Origin of the sequence: Rhodococcus sp. IEGM 1372, assembly GCF_030056835.1 — a bacterium.
Taxonomy (GTDB): domain Bacteria; phylum Actinomycetota; class Actinomycetes; order Mycobacteriales; family Mycobacteriaceae; genus Rhodococcoides.
In genome coordinates, this window is the sequence record NZ_JASHKS010000059.1 from 1 (window position 1) to 17403 (window position 17403).

16 protein-coding genes are annotated in these 17403 nt (G+C 64.6%); 7 read left to right on the forward strand and 9 right to left on the reverse strand.

All coding sequences use genetic code 11. The features are described from left to right. Positions 1-91 precede the first annotated feature (91 nt). The 6 genes from QM590_RS24700 to QM590_RS24725 all read right to left on the reverse strand — a co-directional run bounded on the left by QM590_RS24700 (position 92) and on the right by QM590_RS24725 (position 8444). The gene (locus tag QM590_RS24700; protein ID WP_269596735.1) at positions 92-1774 is read right to left on the reverse strand and encodes a glycerol-3-phosphate dehydrogenase/oxidase; all 1683 of its coding nucleotides are present in this window, start codon (positions 1772-1774) and stop codon (positions 92-94) included. A 50-nt stretch (positions 1775-1824) separates the two neighbouring features. Beyond that, positions 1825-3585: a thiamine pyrophosphate-binding protein gene (locus QM590_RS24705; protein WP_269596736.1), complete on the reverse strand. Its 1761-nt coding sequence runs from the start codon at positions 3583-3585 to the stop codon at positions 1825-1827. Positions 3586-3645: 60 nt separating this feature from the next. Next, the gene (locus tag QM590_RS24710) at positions 3646-5046 is read right to left on the reverse strand and encodes an iron-containing alcohol dehydrogenase (protein ID WP_269596737.1); all 1401 of its coding nucleotides are present in this window, start codon (positions 5044-5046) and stop codon (positions 3646-3648) included. Further along, entirely contained in the window at positions 5043-5900 is an 858-nt protein-coding gene (locus tag QM590_RS24715) for an HAD-IIA family hydrolase (protein WP_269596738.1), read from the reverse strand. The genes QM590_RS24710 and QM590_RS24715 overlap by 4 nt, the downstream gene beginning before the upstream one ends. Beyond that, complete coding sequence (gene glpK, locus QM590_RS24720) at positions 5897-7396, reverse strand: glycerol kinase GlpK (protein ID WP_269596740.1); 1500 nt, start codon at positions 7394-7396, stop codon at positions 5897-5899. The genes QM590_RS24715 and glpK overlap by 4 nt, the downstream gene beginning before the upstream one ends. 88 nt (positions 7397-7484) lie before the next feature. Further along, on the reverse strand, positions 7485-8444 hold the full coding sequence (locus tag QM590_RS24725; RefSeq protein WP_269596741.1) for a DUF7973 family transport facilitator: 960 nt from the start codon (positions 8442-8444) through the stop codon (positions 7485-7487). A gap of 406 nt (positions 8445-8850) precedes the next feature. Between QM590_RS24725 and QM590_RS24730 the strand changes: the two genes are divergently transcribed. Then, entirely contained in the window at positions 8851-10419 is a 1569-nt protein-coding gene (locus QM590_RS24730) for an FGGY-family carbohydrate kinase (RefSeq protein ID WP_269596742.1), read from the forward strand. Here the strand turns inward: QM590_RS24730 and QM590_RS24735 are convergent. Further along, a complete protein-coding gene (locus tag QM590_RS24735; protein ID WP_269596743.1) occupies positions 10383-11201 on the reverse strand; it encodes a DeoR/GlpR family DNA-binding transcription regulator in 819 nt (272 codons plus the stop codon). The two genes, QM590_RS24730 and QM590_RS24735, sit on opposite strands and share 37 nt — an antisense overlap. 42 nt (positions 11202-11243) lie before the next feature. On the opposite strand from QM590_RS24735, the gene thiM reads away from it, so the two are divergent. Beyond that, entirely contained in the window at positions 11244-12053 is an 810-nt protein-coding gene (gene thiM, locus QM590_RS24740) for a hydroxyethylthiazole kinase (RefSeq protein WP_269596744.1), read from the forward strand. Between the two features lie 182 nt (positions 12054-12235). Continuing rightward, positions 12236-12910, forward strand: coding sequence for an LppP/LprE family lipoprotein (locus tag QM590_RS24745; RefSeq protein WP_269596745.1), 675 nt, complete (start codon positions 12236-12238; stop codon positions 12908-12910). Here QM590_RS24745 and QM590_RS24750 read toward each other — a convergent pair. Then, the gene (locus QM590_RS24750; protein WP_068049930.1) at positions 12907-13545 is read right to left on the reverse strand and encodes an MBL fold metallo-hydrolase; all 639 of its coding nucleotides are present in this window, start codon (positions 13543-13545) and stop codon (positions 12907-12909) included. The two genes, QM590_RS24745 and QM590_RS24750, sit on opposite strands and share 4 nt — an antisense overlap. A gap of 96 nt (positions 13546-13641) precedes the next feature. On the opposite strand from QM590_RS24750, the gene purS reads away from it, so the two are divergent. From purS to QM590_RS24765, 3 genes are read left to right on the forward strand one after another with little or no spacing between them, the layout of a single operon-like run. Continuing rightward, positions 13642-13893 (forward strand): phosphoribosylformylglycinamidine synthase subunit PurS, encoded by a 252-nt coding sequence (gene purS / locus QM590_RS24755; RefSeq protein ID WP_032395924.1) that lies wholly within the window; start codon positions 13642-13644, stop codon positions 13891-13893. Continuing rightward, complete coding sequence (purQ, locus tag QM590_RS24760; RefSeq protein ID WP_094639287.1) at positions 13890-14567, forward strand: phosphoribosylformylglycinamidine synthase subunit PurQ; 678 nt, start codon at positions 13890-13892, stop codon at positions 14565-14567. Before purS ends, purQ begins: the two co-directional genes overlap by 4 nt. Before the next feature lie 36 nt (positions 14568-14603). Continuing rightward, positions 14604-14954 (forward strand): VOC family protein, encoded by a 351-nt coding sequence (locus QM590_RS24765; RefSeq protein WP_269596746.1) that lies wholly within the window; start codon positions 14604-14606, stop codon positions 14952-14954. Between the two features lie 124 nt (positions 14955-15078). On the opposite strand, the gene QM590_RS24770 is transcribed toward QM590_RS24765, so the two are convergent. Continuing rightward, positions 15079-15975 carry a hypothetical protein gene (locus tag QM590_RS24770; RefSeq protein ID WP_269596747.1) on the reverse strand — a complete coding sequence of 299 codons (897 nt, stop codon included), beginning with the start codon at positions 15973-15975 and terminating at the stop codon, positions 15079-15081. 58 nt (positions 15976-16033) lie between these two features. On the opposite strand from QM590_RS24770, the gene QM590_RS24775 reads away from it, so the two are divergent. Further along, the gene (locus tag QM590_RS24775; RefSeq protein ID WP_269596748.1) at positions 16034-17308 is read left to right on the forward strand and encodes a M18 family aminopeptidase; all 1275 of its coding nucleotides are present in this window, start codon (positions 16034-16036) and stop codon (positions 17306-17308) included. Positions 17309-17403: the final 95 nt, after the last annotated feature.

A 17403-nucleotide genomic window follows, 5' to 3' on the forward strand; every position in this document is an offset into this window, starting at 1 on the left:
TCCATTAACCGGTCCAACCCACGGGGACCAGTGCAATGCAGTGGTCCATTGACGCGAACGGGGTGGGGGTGGGGCCCCGCGGGAGGGTTGGTCAGCTGCTGGTCGTCGAATACGACGCCACCTTCTCGAGTTTCGACGCAACGGTGTGGCGCGTGCAGGAGGTCAAGCGTTTGACGTACTCCTGATTTTCTCGAAGATCCCGCGCGACGTGGTCGGTGGACCATCCCGCGTGCTGTTCGAGGATTCGTCCCACGGCCTCTGCGGCACCGTCCTGGGCGCCGGGTTCGATGCCGATCATGATGCGCCGATGCAGGATGTCGGCCAGGGTGACTGCGTATTCCTCTCGGATTGCCAGCATCACTTCGGCGGCCAGGAACGCGCCGCGACCGTGTCCGACCACCTCTGCCAGTTCCGGTTCGGTGCGCGTCAACTCGAGCAGTTCGTCCACGCGGCTGCCGTACACGGCCACCAATCGGTCGACGAGATGTTCGGATAGACCCAGATCGTCTGCAGCCGAGCGTAATCCGCGAGCAGGATCAGGGCCTGCGCCGGGAAGTGGAGTGGTGCGTGCACAGAACGTCGGCTTCGGGCGCTTCATCTTCCGGTAGACCATCGTCAGCGTCTCCTCGGCCAGCGACAGGTGTGGCGTCAGCTTGCCGCCGACGACCGAGATCAGCCCCTCCAGCTCGTCGTGATCGACGATGTCGTGGCTGCGGGAGATCGCCCGAGTGTCCCCATCGGCTTGGAAGGGGAGGGGCCGAACACCCGCGTACGTCATCACCACCGACTCGCGCGTCAATCCGGCACCGGGGATCAGCTCGTTGGTCTCGGCCAGGATGTAGTCGATCTCGTCCTGCGTTGCCGCCACGGTGTCCAGGTCGCCGTCGAAGCGGTCGTCGGTGGTTCCGATGAGGAAGTGCCCGCGCCACGGAATGACGAGCACGGCGCGGTTGTCCGAGCGGGCCTCGTAGTACACCGCGCACGTCGGAGCGCCGGGAAACGGCCCGACGACGGCGTGAGTTCCCTTGGTACCACCGATCAATCGAGGCATCGAGGGTGCCGAACCGACCAGCACGTCATCGACCCACGGCCCGGCTGCGTTGACGACGACCGTGGCCCGAACCACGGCGGATCGTCCGGTCGAGACGTCGAGGAGTTCGACTCCGGTGACCGTGGATCCCGTCGTGGTCAACGCAATTGCCTGGGTGTGGTTGCGCACTGTCGCGCCGTGCCGCGCCGCGTCGAGCACATTCTCGACGACCAATCGCTCGGCGAACTCGACCTGGCCGTCGTAGTAGTGCAGACCACCTGCGAGTGACGAGGTGTCCAGACCGCCGAGTTCGACGGCCATGGCTTTCTTGTTCAATCTGCGGTGTCGAGGCACCGACTTGTTCCAGGACAAGGCGTCGTACATCGCCATGCCCACCCGCATCATCCAACCCGGTTTGTGGTTGTGGCCGTAGAGCGGAACGACGAACGGCAACGGCTTGACCAGATGAGAAGCAATGTCGAACAGTGCTTCCCGGTCGCGCAGTGACTCGTGCACCAATGCGAACTCCATGAATTCGAGGTAGCGAAGTCCGCCGTGCATCAACCTGCTCGACCAACTGGACGTGCCGCCCCCGAAATCTCCCTTGTCGATCAGGAGGGTTCGGGTGCCCTGCAGTGCGGCCTCGCGGGCGATCGCCGCCCCGTTGATGCCCGCACCGATCACGACGAGGTCGTACTCGTGCGCGGCCACCTCGTCGAGATCCAGTCGTGTGGTGTTACTCATGTCTGTCCTTCTCGTCGTTCCGCTCGGGCTGTGGACCTGTTGCTGTGCAGTTACTTTCGGCCCGCAGACTGCTGCCATGGGCGAGCCTGGTAGACCGTTCCCGGGCGTGGATAGAATTTGCCCGACGCCAATCGGCGGGTGTAGCTGTCGATCGGCGTCGCGTCGGGATCGATTCTGATCTCGACGACGGTGGGTCCTTCGGTGCTGAAGGCCTTGTCGAATGCGTTGGCCAGCTCGTCGGCCGAGGTGACCAGAATTCCCTGCATTCCCAGACCTGCCGCCGCCGCGGCGTACGAGGTGCTGGCCTTCTCGCTCTCCAGGTCCACGGAGTAGCGCAGGCCCTCGTAGTGCAGGTGCTCCCACATGCGGAGCCATCCCCAGGTTCCGTTGTTGAGGACGACGTGCACGATGTTCATGCCGTGGGCGGCCTGGGTGGCCAATTCGCCTACCGAGTAACTGAATCCGCCGTCGCCCGAGACGGTGACGATGCGCGCTTCGGGGCGGGCTTTCGCGGCACCCATCGACGCCGGGGTCGAGTAACCGAGCCCGCCCTGTCCGCGTGCGAACAGGAAGTTGCGTCCCGGCACCGGGTTCTTCAGATAGTTCGATATCCAACCGGCGCTGAAGCTGGCGTCGGAGACGACGATGTCGTGGGGCCGCAGATGCTTGGCCAGTTCGGTCATGGCCCTCGGCGGCATGACCGGGCTCGCCTCACTCAGTCTCAGTGGTTCGGTCGATGCCCATGCGGCGATCTTCGACTCCGCAATTCGCTTCTGCCACTCCGGAACCGACTTGGCTTCCACCAGTGGGACGAGCGCTTCGAGGGTGGCCTTGACATCGCCCAGCAGTCCGGACGAAGGACCGAAGGTTCGGCCGAGCTGACTGCCGTCGACGTCGACCTGAATGGTCATCTGCTCCGGACGGGGCAGGGCCCAGTTCAGCGACGTGTTCTGTCCCACTTTGGATCCCAACCAGATGATGAGATCGGCCTCGCCGGCCAGCTCACGCGCGGCCTGTGATCCGAGAGGGTTCAGTACGCCCACCGAGTAGCTTTCGGTCTCGGTGACCGAGCCCTTGCCGGTGAAGCTGGTGCCCACTGCGGCACCGACGCGAGTGGCGAACTCGGCGAGCTCCGCGGTTGCTCCCGAACCCAGAACGCCGCCGCCGGCGATGATGTACGGACGCTCGGCCTTGGCGATCAACGCTGCGGCGGTGCGCAGTTCGTCGTCGGAGGGCCTGCTTCGGTACGCAGGTGCGGAGTTGAATCTTTCCTCTACCTGGAGATCGGTTTCTTCCCACTCCTCGTCCAGCACATCGTGTGGAATCACCACGGCCGTCGGGCCGGGCTTGCCGGTGGTGGCAGTGCGGAACGCCGCTCGCACCAGATCGGGGACCGTCTCCAGGTCCGGTGCCAGCCAGGACTGCTTGGTCATGGTCTGCAGGAACGGCATCTGATCGAATCCCTGGGAACCGACGCCACCGTCGCGCAGCGGAACCCAGGACCGTGGGAGTTCGCCGACGATGGCAACGATGGGCACCGAGGCGTTCATGCTCTCGATGAGTCCGTCGGGAAGCTTGGTCGTGCCGGGGCCGACGGTCACGTCGACGATTCCCGGCTTACCGCTCACTCGTGCATAGGCGTCGGCGGCGTAGGCCGCGGATCGCTCGTCACGGCAGCCGAGATGGGACATGTCTTTCCTGTTCGAGAGACCCTGGTAGAACGCAGCCGTCTGGCCGCCGGGCTGTCCGAACACCTGTGTCACTCCGTGCTTGCGCAGAATTTCTGCGACGAGATCGCCACCGTGTGGCATGAGACACGCTCCTTGTTGTCGGGTCGAGAGTTGTTGGTGCGTAGAGGGAATGGTCTTCGGTTAGAGTCCGCCGCCGGACTCGGCGGCCCGGTCGAGTACGCGGTCGATGAATTCGTCTGTCCAGCGGCCGGATACGAGCAGCGCGTCGCACAGCGTGAACCGATCTCGCATGAGCGGAAGTGTGCGCATGATCCACCGAACAGTCTCGCGGTCGACTGGCGGTGTCAGCTGCGAGAACCTGGTCGGTGCGCCGATGGCGGCCAGATCGGCAGCGATGTCCGCTGCGGGTCGAAGAAGGGCAACCAACGCGCGGCGGTGATCAGCCCAGTTCGCCACGAAATCTTCGAGCTCACTACGCGCGCTCGACCATCTGGCCATCTTGGTCGCCACATTGCGGGCACAGGCCTCTCCGACCCTGCCGGAGGGATCGATCGATTCCCATGCCCCGATGACCGAGGACTCGAGGTCCGGAATCGGTGCGACCGCGTCGTCGACGTCGATGGCGAGAGCATCGAAGGATTCGATTGCACTCTCCCACAACGCCGCTGATATCACCGCGGCAACACCCACCTGAGCGCCGTGCAGGTCGTGGTCGGTACCTCGGGCCACTGCCGCCATGTCGATCAGGTGGCTGATCAGGTGCTCGCAGCCCGACACCACGGCCGTCGTACCGGTGACGCCGATGCCGAGCCCCCCATAGGTGAGGGTATCGAGGAGGGCATCGAGATCCAGCTCCGTCAGCGACGGTGCATCTCGAAGCCGCTCCGCCGCTGCACCGATGACGGCGAGAACGTCGGAGTCGAACTCGGTGTCCATGCCCAGAGTGCACGCCAGATACCAGTCGGCAGGCGCGCACCAGATCGCGGCTGCATCTCCGAATCCCGCTCTGGTCAGCGCGGCCGGTGCGTGGGCGACCACGTCGTGGTCGATGATCAACGCGACGGGCCAGGCGGTGGGAACCGTGGTCTTGGTGCCGCTGCGGACCAGCACCGACAGTGGATCGGAGAAACCGTTGACCGATGCACATGTCTGGATCACCACGAGGGGAACGCCATGCCGATGGGAGAGCACCTTGCCGAGGTCCACGATGGTGCCACCGCCGACGGCCACGATGACCGCACACCCCGCGCTGGCGGCGGTGGAACCGTCCACCGTTGTTTCGTCGAGAACCACCGTCCCGTGCCGGTGGTTCGGGACCGACACCTCGGCCGTGAAGTGTCGGGAAACAGTGCTCTCGATCTCGGCGAGGACGTCGCGTGAACCCACCGAGATCGGTGTGCCGTCGTGCAGGATCACCGCCGTACCCGATGCATCGAGTTCTGCCAGAACAGAGTTCAACTCCGCCAACGCCCCCGGAGCACTGACGAGCGTGCGGAGCGTCGACGCGGCGTGGTCGATGCCGATCTGCGCGAGATAACGCGCTGTGTCCGTCGTCGCGCCGACGGTCTGCGGCCGGCTCATCCTGCGCTCCGAGCCGATCGAACAGGCAGCAGATCATCGACCGATTCGACGATGTACGTGGGCCGACCGTCCGGCTCTGCTCGGTCGACATCGTCGAGAGTCGATTCGCCGGTGAGTACGAGAGCCGTCGAGGTGCCGGCGTTCACCCCCATGGCGATGTCGGTGGTGAGCCGGTCGCCGACGACGAGCGTGGTGGCCGGGTCGATCCCGGTGAGCGCGCTGATGGTCTCGAACATGAACGAGCTGGGTTTGCCCATCTGCGCAACGGCGACCACTCCTGCGCTCGCCTCGATGGCTGCCGTGACGGCCGCCGCGTCCGGATCGCCGAATCCTCCTGGGAGAGGACAGAACCGGTCAGGGTTGGAGGAGACGAGAATCGCGCGACGGTAGACGGAGAGTGCCTCGAAGGCGATCTTGAGTTTGCGGTAGTCGAATCCGCGGTCGTAGCTCGCGACCACGACGTCGATCTCCCGTGGATCCTCGCTCAGTTCGAGGCCGGCCGCCGAGATCGAGTCCTTCAGCGGCTGTTCACCGATGACGAAGATCTTGCCTTTCGAGGCATTCTCGGCCAACCACCGCACCGTCGTCATCGACGTGGTGATCACGTCGGACACCTGCGCCGGTATGCCGAGCGATGTGAGCTTGTCGGCGTATTGCTGTGGCGCACGGGTGGGGTTGTTGCTGCAGAACACGACTCGACGACCATGGTCGCGGAGCGCTTCGATCAGGTGCGCTGCACCGGGCAGCAGTTCGTCGCCGAGATAGAGCGTGCCGTCGAGGTCGAAGACGTAGGACTCGAACAGCTGCGTCGGTCTGTGCAGAATCGACTGTGTGAGTGTCGAAGTCGGCGTCATCGGGTCGTCACCTTGCGGGCCCAACCCTTGGAGAGTTCGACTGCCTCGATCCAGCCCGCGTACATCTCCTCGGCTTTGGTGCGGTCCATCTTGGGCTCGAAGGTGCGGTCCACCGACCACAGTGCCTCGATCTCGTCGAGGGATTCCCATACCCCGGTGCTCAATCCGGCCATCAGCGTCGCCCCCAGCGCCGTGGCTTCGGTGATGGCGGGCCGGATCACGGGGATGCCGAGGATATCGGCCTGGAGTTGGCAGAGCATGTTGTTGTTCACCGCGCCGCCGTCGACCCGCAGCTCGGGCAACGTGACCTGACCGTTCGCGGTGATCGCATCCACGACATCGCGGGTTTGGAAGACCATGGATTCGACGGCTGCGCGGATGATGTGCAATCTGTTGGTGGAGCTACTCATTCCGACGATGCAGGCACGGGCGTAGGGATCCCAGGTCGGTGCGGCGAGTCCGGTGAAGGCGGGAACCAGGTAGACACCGTCGGTGCTGGCCACCTGGCCTCCGTACCATTCGCAATCCGCAGCTCCGTGAATGAGTTTCATGTCGTCGCGCAGCCACTGCATGGTCTTGCCCATGCTGAACAGCACGCCCTCGTTCTCGTAGCGGACATCGTCGCCGACACCCCAGGCGACGGATGTCGTTGCGCCCTCGACCATCTGCGGGGTGTCGCCGCAGTTGATCGTCAGCACCCCTGCTGTTCCGTACGTCATCTTGGCCCGACCGGCTCGGAAGCAGACCTGCCCGAAGAGCCCGGCTTGCTGGTCGCCCATGTTGGACGCGATGGGAATCGGTGCCCCGAACGTGGCACCGGCGTCGCCGACGATCGTGTCCGAGGAGACGACCTTCGCGAGCATGCAGCGCGGAATGCCGTAGGCGTCGAGCAGATCCTGATCCCATTCACGGGTGTGGATGTTGAACATCATCGTTCGCGAGGCGTTGGAGTAGTCGGTGACGTGGGCGCACCGTCCGGTGAGGTTCCAGATCAGCCAGGTGTCGATGGTGCCCGCCAACAGTTCCCCCTTCTCGGCCCGCTCGTGCGCTCCCGGCACGGTCTCGAGAATCCAGGCGATCTTGGACGCGGAGTAGTAAGCATCCGAGTTCAGGCCGGTGCGCTCACGAATCACGGAGTCGAGTCCGCGTTCCCGCCATCGCTCGATCACGCCGTTGCTCTGACGCGATGCCCAGACCACCGCGTTGTGGATCGGTCGCCCGGTCTCCTTGTCCCACACCACGGCCGTTTCCCGTTGGTTCGTCAGTGCGATCGCGGTGATGTCGGTCGGTTCGAGATCGGCGCTCCGCAGTGCCTCGCGCATCGTTTCCAGCTGTGCGGTGAGGATTTCGAGAGGATCGTGTTCGATCCATCCCGAGTTCGGATAGATCTGAGTGATTTCGCGTTGCGCTACCGCGCGGACCTCGCACTTCTCGTCGAAGATGAGAGTTCTTGCGCTGGTGGTGCCTTCGTCGATTCCGAGAATGTACTGAGTCATGGCTGACGCTCTTTCCGTCGTGTCGTGGCGAGATGGGGTTGGTGTTTCGGGTGAGATCGAGTTACCGCTGTGGGGTCGACGGGCCGGTTCAGATTTGTCCGAATATCAGTTGGGTGCCGACGATCAGCGATGTCGTGACGGCGATGGCGCACGCCGGAGGGTCGAAGTGGCTGTCTCCGAGCGTGTGGAAGATGCGGGAGCTGAGCTCTGCGAGAAAAGCGCTGAACAATCCCACTCCGACAGCCGCCAGCAGTGCGATCGTGCTGGGCGCACCTGCGGAGAGAACGGCGACGGCGGCCAAGCCGGCGGGCAACGTGATGTGATGCGATACCGGACCGGACAGGCCGATCTGCAGCAGCAGGAGTGTCGTGGCACTGAATCCGAAGAGCAGGATGGGGCCCAATGCTCGGGCCGACTCCGGAAGGCTGACGATCAGCCAGCCCGCGGCCAGTCCGAAGCCGACAGCGACGGTGGCAACCTGCAGCCGGTGAGATTGGAACGGTAGCCAGGCCTGCGTCGCAGTCGGGTGCCACCGGGTGGCGATCTGTGCGCCCGGGCCACCTCGGTTCGATGCCACCAGTCCGGTGCGTCCGAACGAAAGGCGCGTTGCCGCAGCAAGAATCACGACCGTGAGGGCGACAGTATCGGTGAGCACCACCGCCGAGGTAATCGTCGAGTCGATGCTCACGGCGGATTTGAGCGCTTTTTCGAGCGCAAATCCGAGAACTCCGAATGCGCCGCCGACGAGCAGCACGCTGCTGCTACCGAGGCCGACCAGCGGCGAGAGAATGTTCTTGCCGTCGTCCAGCTTGCCGGTGCGTTTGGCGTATGCGGCCGCCGCAACCGCCCCGACGAACGCCACCTGGGGGCCGAGAAAGGGCCCGAATGCCAACTGCCCCAGGAAGTCGTAGTCGGAACCGGCCAGCGCAGCCACCACGCCGACGATGCAGAAGATGCCGCAGAGACTGAAGACGAACAGTCCGCCGAGGGCAGCGCCGACCAACCCACCGCCGAATGCGGCGATGTACGCGACCAGTTGAAGATCCACGGCAAGAGTCCTTTGTTCGAGACGGTGAGGTGCCCGTTCACGGGTCCTCGTGGTGGAGCCCGTCCACTCCTGGCCCGAGATGACGGGTGGGAATGCGGGGCGAAACCTCTTCGAAAGCCATCGGCCGCACCAGGCGGGGACGGTGACCGAGGGAGCTCGTGTTCGAGCGGCGCCGGGTTGAGAGGAACTGACTTCGTGTTTATGCCGGTTTGCGCGGCTTAGTGACGAAGTTAACTCACGGTGGAGTGGCAGTCAACATCTACCGGGCGGTAATATCTGCGACTTCAAACCCCATTTCACTAGGCAACTTGGTGAAACTATGTGATCCTTGTCATCTAGTCCTGAGGCGGTAGCCCTCCGCACGGGATCGCAAGAGCTGCATTAATCCGCAGCCGGGATGGTGGTCATGGAGCAATACATCGTCGGTATCGACGCCGGCGGAACCTTCGTCAAAGCGGGGCTGTTCGACGCGAACGGGCACGAATTGGCCGCATCGAAGGAACGAAGCCCGCACTCGACGTCCAGCGGCGGCAGGCGTGAACAAGATCCCGATGCACTGTTCGGTGCCGTGTGCTCCGCGGCGCAGGCCCTGCTTCGCTCGTCGGGCATCGGTCCGCGCGACATCGCCGCGATATCGGTCACCGGCTACGGCAGCGGGTTGTGGCTGGTCGACGAGCACGGCGCGGCGCTCGGGAACGGCATCCTTTCGACAGATGTCAGGACCGAACTCGAACCAGCATCAGCACTGGACGAGGTCACGGCGGCACGGGTTGCGCACATGGTGTCGCAACGAGGGTGGAGCGGACAGACCGCGGTGTTGTTGAGATGGTTCGACGAGCACGAGCCGTCGATGCTGCCCAGGGTGCATCGCGTCCTTGCCTGCAAGGACTACATCAGGTCTCGATTGTGCGGGGACATGTCCACCGATCACACCGATGCCGGGCTGACCGGCTTGTGCGACATCGAGCGAAATTCATGGTCGGAGGACGCACTCGACTTGCTCGGACTCTCGCAGTGGCGCGCCGTGTTGCCGAGTATCGGGCCGGGCGCAGAGAAGGTCGGCGTGGTCACCGCCGTGGCCGCCGAACTGACCGGATTCGCGGTGGGCACCCCTGTGGTTCGGGGAGTGGTCGACGTCGCCGCGTGCGCGGTCGCCTCACGAGTGCTCGACAGGAGGCACATGTCCGTTGTCGCAGGAACATTCGGAATCGACCAAACGCTCCATCGACGCCCCAGAGCCAGCAGGCCCCCGTTGCTCCAGTGTCGGTACGTCACGGGGGAGGTGTATCTCGCGAGCGAAGGCGGGATCACGTCGGCGAGCAACCTCGAATGGTGTTGTCGCTCGCTGTTCGGCGGACCGGCCGACGACGCCAGGAGCCGAGGGGGAGAGCTCTATCGGATGTGCGACGAGGCCGTGACTCGCGCGTATGCCCGAGATCGATTGGGCGACATGATGTTCTTCCCGTATCTGTTCGGTGGACCCGGGGGCGCGCCGGCCGGTCTGCTCGGGGCTGTCGCCGAGGACGGGTTCGACGAGGCGGCGCTGGCTGTGTACGAGGGAATCGCCTACGCGCACAGAGCGGATATCGAGTCGCTCCTCGAGGGCGAGGACGCAGCTCGGCCGGGCGTCGTCCGGATGTCGGGGGGTGCCTCGCTCAGCCCGATCTGGCCGCAGATATTCGCCGACGCTCTCGGCCTGCGCGTGGACGTCGCCGACCGAGGGGAAATCGGGGTCCGTGGTGCCGCGATCACAGCTGCGGTGGGAATCGGACTGTTTCTGGAATTCGCCTCCGCTGCATCGGCATTCACGCCTATGCTGCGATCCTACGAACCCGATCCGCAGAAGGTGGCGGTGATGGCTGTTCGATACGAGCGCCATCGCGCAACGACCACGGCACTGGCTGCGGTCTGGAGCAGAGGGTATTCGGTCGACGTTCGCTATTGCGATCGGTCGGTCGTCGGCGCGGATGCCTGACCGCCCTGTTCGATGTCGTCGACGGAGATGCACTCGACGCCGCTGTCGCGATACTGCCGCAGAAGTGCGGGATCGAGGCCGGGCTCGACCGCAAGCGTGGTGATCGCCGCGAGCGGGGCGACCTGGAATGCGCCGGAATAGCCCAGCTTGTCGCTGGTGCACAGGACGATCGAGCGGTGGGCCCCCTCGATCATCGCCCGTTTGATCTGCGCTTCCTCGTACTCGAAGTGAGTGATACCGGAGTCGACGTTGATGCCCAGAATGCCGAGGATCGCGACATCGGCATTGATCGACTCGTACGTCTTGAGAGTCTGCGCGCCCACCGTCACCATGGCGTTCTTCAGGAGGCGACCCCCGACCACGACGACCTCGCAGTGGGGATGCTCCGCGAGGTTCACCGCGGTCGACGGGCTGTGCGTGACGAACGTCGCGCGAAGTTGGGGGTCGAGCTGTTTCGTCACCTCGATCGCCGTCGTACCGCCGTCGATGAGAATCACCTGGCCGTCCTGCAGCAGGCTTGCGGCAGCACGGGCGACGAGCGACTTGGCCGACGCCTCCTGGCCTCGCCGATCCCGGTAGTCCTGGTGCAACGTGGACACCACCAGCGCTCCGCCGTGCACTCGCTTCAATTTTCCTTCCGCTCCGAGCTCGTCCAGATCCCGGCGAATGGTGTCCTCGGAGACGTCGAACGTGACGGCGAGTTCGGAAGACAGAATCTTGCCCGTCGTGCGCAGTAGCTCGAGGATTCGGAAGTGCCGCTCGGGCTTGAGGAGTGTGGCCACCAGGGCATCGTATCCGTCGACCGCGGTCGTAGACTCGGATCGATGAGTGCTTCTAGCGTGACCCTGGACGACGTCGCCCACGCACATCGACTTCTACGCGAACGTAATCCGCTGGTCCAGTGTCTGACCAACACCGTGTCGGTGCAATTCGTCGCGAACGCGCTGTTGGCCGCGGGGGCCGCTCCGGCGATGGTGGACAACCCCGAGGAAGCGGCCGGCTTCGCCGGGATCGCCGACGCGGTCCTGGTCAATCTCGGGACTCCGACAGCCGCGCAGGTCGAAAGCGCTCACCTGGCGTCGGCCGCAGCGAGGGCAGCGGGGAAGCCGTGGGTTCTCGATCCGGTGGGAGCAGGTGGTCTGCCGTGGCGCACCCAGGTGTCCGTCGAGCTACTTGCCAACCGGCCCAGCGTCATTCGCGCCAATGCGTCGGAGATCATGGGGCTGGCAGGTGCGGACGGCGGATCGCGAGGAGTGGATTCGTCTGCGCAGGTGGCGGATTCGGTCGATGCGGCGAGTTCATTGTTGGATCGAGCCGACGTGGTGGCGGCATCGGGGGAGACCGATCACATTCTCGGCCCGGATGTCATGGTGAAGGTCGGCGGCGGAAGTGCACTGCTGCAGCGGGTTACCGCGACCGGATGTGCCCTCGGTGCGCTGACGGCTGCCTACTGCGCGGTGTCACCGAGTGCTTTGATCGGTGCCGTCGCGGCGCACGCGCATGTTGCGGCCGCGTCGGAGATCGCTGCCCGTTCGACTACGCGGCCGGGATCTTTCGCCGTCGCGTTCCTCGACGGCCTGGATGCGGTGGACGGGTCGGTCTTACGCGAGTTGGTTCGGCTCGACACGGTCTGACGTGTGCAACTCGCGCTCCACTGTGCCGCACTATCCGCGGGAATGTCGCGAATTGTGCGCGTAGTGGCGCGAAAATTGCAGACCGCCTGGATGTAACGGCACCTTGATCGAAACGTGATGTAACGGAACATGTTTGCGAGCGGACATACCTGGCATCGGGCAAATCGAACCAGGTGGTCTTCATGAAACGACTTCTCCTCGTCATCATCAGTGCGTTCGCTCTCGTCGCGTGCGGGAACTCGAACGAACCGGGCGCAGCGCCGGCCACCACCGCGCCGACTACAGCGCCCCCGGCGAGCACCCAGCCCCAGGCCGCCCAGCCGCAGCCCGAGGCGAGCCAGCCGACAGTCGACACCGGGGCAGTGGAGCCCGACGGTCCGATCGACTGGAATACCGAGGAACTCCCCGAGAACAACTCCCTGCCCGACGCCGAACAGCATGCACCGGGTTCGGAGTACCCCATCTGCCTGGGGCTGGACTCCACGCGGGTGGTGGATGCAGTGGCGTCGTTACCCGAGTACTTCCCGGGCGAGCCGTGGATCGCAACCCGGATCGGCGACCAGTGCGCCGATTTCACATGGGTGCGTGCCGATGCCGGTGGTACCGCGTCGTCACCGACGCACATTCTGTTCTTCGCAGGTCACAACTACGACTACCTCGGAACCGCGACGCTCGAGCCCACCTCGTTCACCTCGGTGGTGGGCCAGACCGAAGACACGGTGACCGTCGAGTACCGCTGGCCGGTGGGTGACGACGCGTTCGCCAACCCCACTGGCGGACCGGTGACGATCGACTATCAGTGGGACGGGACGCAGGTGACCATGATCGGCACCCTCCCGCCCGAGGTCACCGGCTAGATCGAGACGGACGATTCCTCGGGAAGCTCGCGGATTTCGGCGTCGGACATTTCCTTGAAGCGGCCGTAGTAGACGCCCCTGGCCTGCTCCGCGACGATGGCTTGGTGGATGGGGAATGCCATCCTGGGGTTCACTGCTCGCAGGAATTCGACGGTCTCGGAGAGCTTCGACCACGGTGCGGCAGCGGGGAGCGCGAGAACCTCGACCTGTTGCTCGGGGACGAACAGCGAGTCACCCGGGTGGAACAGCTGGCCCGGATTCTCCGGAGTGCCGAGCAGGTAACCGGTGTTGTCGATCTCCGGCAGTTCGGGATGGATGACGGCATGGGTGCCGCCGACGCCGGTGACCGTGATGCCGCCGACCGTGAAGGCCTGACCCGCGGGAGCCGGAGTCCACTGGCCGCCGAGTTGGCCTGCGGTCATCGGATCGGCGTGCAGTGCCGCACGCGGATTCGCCTCGACCAGAGCGGGAAGTCGCTGCAGATCGACGTGATCCGGGTGCTGATGGGTGACGAGGATCGCGTCGAGTCCGGTGATGCCCTCGAACCCGTGAGAGAACGTGCCGGGATCGAACAGCACGGTGGTGCCGTTGAGTTCGACGAGAACGCAGGAATGTCCGAAGTGTGTCAGCCGCATGGTCCCCACAGTAAGCGCGGTTTCGCGCCTCCCGCCAGGGCTGCGTAGACTCCCACCTGCCGGTAACCAGCCGTACGTATTTCAAGGAGCGCTTTCGTGGCCCGAGTCGTTGTCGATGTCATGCCCAAGGCCGAGATTCTCGATCCGCAGGGTCAGGCGATCGCAGGAGCACTCGGACGTCTCGGGATTTCCGGCGTGTCCGACGTCCGCCAGGGCAAGCGTTTCGAACTCGAGGTCGACGACACGGTCGACGACGCCGAGCTCGAGAAGATCGCGGAATCGCTGCTGGCCAACACCGTCATCGAGGACTGGACGGTCACCCGCGTATCGGTAGAGCCCGCCGCATGAGCGCCCGCGTAGGAGTCATCACTTTCCCCGGGACTCTCGACGACGTCGACGCCTCTCGTGCGGTCACCCTCGCCGGCGGAGAAGCCGTCAGCCTCTGGCATGCCGACGCCGATCTGAAGAACGTCGACGCCATCGTGGTCCCCGGCGGATTCTCGTATGGCGACTACCTCCGCGCCGGAGCGATCGCTCGCTTCGCCCCCGTGATGGAGTCCGTCGTCAAGGCCGCCGAGGGCGGTATGCCGGTTCTCGGTATCTGCAACGGATTCCAGGTGCTCTGCGAGGTGGGTCTGCTCCCCGGCGCGCTGACCCGCAACGAAGGGCTGCACTTCGTCTGCCGCGATCAGTGGCTGGCAGTGGAGAACACCGACACCGCGTGGTCGTCGCGATACGAGCCCGGTGCCGAGATCCTGATTCCGGTCAAGAACGCCGAGGGTCGATTCCAGGCACCGCAGAACGTGCTCGACGAGCTCGAGGGCGAGGGCCGGGTGGTCTTCCGTTACAGCGGCAGCAACCCGAACGGATCGCAGCGTGGGATCGCCGGGATCTCCTCGGCCAACGGTAGGGTCGTTGGTTTGATGCCGCACCCCGAGCACGCCACCGAGCCGCTCACCGGTCCGAGCGACGACGGTCTCGGCATCTTCTACTCGGCATTGGACACGATCGTCAACGCCTGACCCGAACGTGTCGGTGGTCGCAGTTACTGTGCCGCCATGACACTGAACTTGGCGATGATCACGTTCGACACGACCGACCCGGGACCGCTCGCCCGCTGGTGGGCCGCGCAGGCGGACGGAACGATCGTGGAAGAGAACGACGGCTGGTTCTACGTCGTCGAACTCGCGTCGGCACCGTATCGAATGGCCTTCCAGAAGATCGACGACCCGACGCCAGGCAAGAATCGCGTCCACCTCGACATGACCACCGGTGACCTCGACGCTGAGGTCACGCGGCTCGTCGAGGCGGGTGCACGCGAAATTGCGCAGCACACCATGGGCGACTTTCGTTGGGTGACACTGACCGATCCCGACGGCAACTCGTTCTGCGTGTCCGGTTCGCACTGAGCAGCGGATGCCCGCCCAAGCGTGGGTGACGCTCGTGGTCGGCTGGGACGTCTCTGCGACGCTGCTGCGGGACGGCCCACGATCCCGCCGCCCGAACAGCGGGTCTACCGGCACGTGACCGCGGTCAGGCCGCGGCCGCCGGCAGCTCAGCCAAGGTAGTGGCGAAAACTCCCGTGGGCCCGCCCGATACGTCGCAGTACTCGCCGTCCCGCCAGAAGAACACCGAGCGTGACAGTGGGCTCGGCGTGTCACGACTGAACATATCTGCCAGCTCGGCGAGCTCGGCTGCTGCCGCGAGCGCCACGTCGGCGTTGCGCGGCCGGTGGAAAACGAACTCGTAGGCATTGGGAACGACGAACAATACGCCGTACAGACATTCGCCGAGGTGCGCGGAGATCAGCGTGGTCATATCGGCGACCTTCGACGCGAGGTAGATCGAATCACCGCTGAGGACCTCGATGTCGACGCTGTTTCTGCTGAGAACTCGGCCGTCCTCGAATTTCAGCGCTGCGGTGTTCCTTCGGCCTGCGGCCCACGCGGCGCTGAGGTCTCGGCCGACGAGATGCCGATCTGCCAGTGTCACAGCGCGATTCGGAGAAGACAGGTTAAGCACCCGTCGCGGTGCGCCCGGCACGTCGAGTAGCGGGACGGCATACTCGTACTCGCACTCACCCATAGCCGCCAGGGCGGACGGAGCGATGACGCGCTCGCGCAGCCTCGAGTAGAACTCGTCATCCGACAATCCGGTGAAGAACGTGGGATCCGCCTCGCGCATCATCTCGATCATGAGGTCGACATAGCCGGCGATGATGCCGTCCCACGCCGATCGACTCACCCCGGAGCACCGGGCGAACACATTGTTCAGTGACATGCGAACGCCCGAGCCCACCGCCAACGTCGTCGCATCCTCGCGGTGAACCACCACCCCACGCTTGCGAAATGCTTCGATCGTCTTCATCCGCACGATGGCGAATGTGGTCGCATGAACTGCGCCGTAATCAGGCAGAGAATGAAATTTCATGAAGTCGTCCCCCCGGTCGGTGTGTGCTCTCGAGGTGTTCGACGCGGCGGCTGCCACAATGGTTCCCATGTCGACTCACGCCTCCGCAACCGGTCTCTGCAACTTCGTCGACGTCTCTCCGTCACCGTTCCACGTATGCCGGACAGTCTCCGTCCAACTCGACGACGCAGGATTCGTAAGGCTCGACGAGACCGATACCTGGCCTACGGAAGCAGGCCGCTACTACCTGATCCGCGGCGGATCACTCGTCGCCTGGAGTACCGAGAGTGATGGTCCGTTCCGTATCGTCGGCGGACACACCGACAGTCCCAACCTTCGCGTGAAGCAACATCCCGATCTTCAATCCGCGGGCTGGCAGATGGTGGGCCTCGAACCGTACGGCGGTGCCTTGCTCAACTCGTGGCTCGATCGGGATCTGGGCATTTCCGGCCGGCTGAGTGTGCGCGACGGAAACGCGGTGCGCGAGGTTCTGGTTAAGGTCGACGAGCCCATTCTGCGAGTCCCGCAGCTCGCGATTCACCTCTCCGAGGATCGCAAGGGCGTCACCCTCGATCCGCAGCGACACGTCAATGCCATTTGGGGCGTGGGTAATTCGCCACAATCATTCATTGCATACGTCGCCGAGCGAGAAGGCGTCGACCCGTATTCGGTTCTGGGTTGGGAGTTGATGACGCACGATCTGGCGCCCAGTGCCGTCGTGGGTGTCGAGTCCGAACTCGTCAGCGCGCCGCGTCTGGACAATCAGGGCACCTGCTATGCCGGGACCCAGGCTTTGCTTGCCGCAGTGGACAATCCGACCGCTGTCACGCCGGTGCTGGCCCTGTTCGACCACGAGGAAGTCGGCAGTATGTCCGACCGCGGTGCGTTCTCGGATCTGCTGAACACCGTGCTCGAGCGCATCGTGCTCGGACGTGGCGGTGGACGTGAGGAATTCCTGCGCACGATGGCCGGATCCATCTGTGCCTCGGGCGATATGGCGCACGCGACGCATCCCAACTACCCGGACCGGCACGAGCCCGCGCATCGCATCGAACTCGGTGGGGGACCGGTGCTCAAGGTCAACCAGAACCTGCGCTACGCAACGGATTCCGCGGGTGCCGGTGCCTTCGCGCTCGCCTGCGATCAGGCTGGAGTTCCCTTGCAACGCTACGTACATCGAGCCGATCTGCCCTGCGGCTCGACCATCGGACCCATCACCGCGTCGCGCACCGGCCTGTCCACGGTGGACGTCGGCGCAGCGCAGCTGGCCATGCACTCGTCACGAGAGTTGATGGGAGCCAGTGACGTGAAGTCCTACGCCGACGCGTTGGCGGCATTCCTGGCCCCAGCCTGAGCCCGATCGGGGGTCGCAAACGCGCGCGCATTCGTCAGGTGCCCCTCTTTGCCAAGCTTCTGGTGAGTCATTCGAGAAGCTATGGAGGGTTACTG

Bases quoted from the DNA above. Each gene is read 5' to 3' on its own strand.
- QM590_RS24700 (WP_269596735.1), bottom strand. From the start codon at position 1,774: ATGAGTAACACCACACGACTGGATCTCGACGAGGTGGCCGCGCACGAG.
- QM590_RS24705 (WP_269596736.1), bottom strand. From the start codon at position 3,585: ATGCCACACGGTGGCGATCTCGTCGCAGAAATTCTGCGCAAGCACGGA.
- QM590_RS24710 (WP_269596737.1), bottom strand. From the start codon at position 5,046: ATGAGCCGGCCGCAGACCGTCGGCGCGACGACGGACACAGCGCGTTAT.
- QM590_RS24715 (WP_269596738.1), bottom strand. From the start codon at position 5,900: ATGACGCCGACTTCGACACTCACACAGTCGATTCTGCACAGACCGACG.
- glpK (WP_269596740.1), bottom strand. From the start codon at position 7,396: ATGACTCAGTACATTCTCGGAATCGACGAAGGCACCACCAGCGCAAGA.
- QM590_RS24730 (WP_269596742.1), top strand. From the start codon at position 8,851: ATGGAGCAATACATCGTCGGTATCGACGCCGGCGGAACCTTCGTCAAA.
- thiM (WP_269596744.1), top strand. From the start codon at position 11,244: ATGAGTGCTTCTAGCGTGACCCTGGACGACGTCGCCCACGCACATCGA.
- QM590_RS24745 (WP_269596745.1), top strand. From the start codon at position 12,236: ATGAAACGACTTCTCCTCGTCATCATCAGTGCGTTCGCTCTCGTCGCG.
- QM590_RS24750 (WP_068049930.1), bottom strand. From the start codon at position 13,545: ATGCGGCTGACACACTTCGGACATTCCTGCGTTCTCGTCGAACTCAAC.
- purQ (WP_094639287.1), top strand. From the start codon at position 13,890: ATGAGCGCCCGCGTAGGAGTCATCACTTTCCCCGGGACTCTCGACGAC.
- QM590_RS24765 (WP_269596746.1), top strand. From the start codon at position 14,604: ATGACACTGAACTTGGCGATGATCACGTTCGACACGACCGACCCGGGA.
- QM590_RS24770 (WP_269596747.1), bottom strand. From the start codon at position 15,975: ATGAAATTTCATTCTCTGCCTGATTACGGCGCAGTTCATGCGACCACA.
- QM590_RS24775 (WP_269596748.1), top strand. From the start codon at position 16,034: ATGGTTCCCATGTCGACTCACGCCTCCGCAACCGGTCTCTGCAACTTC.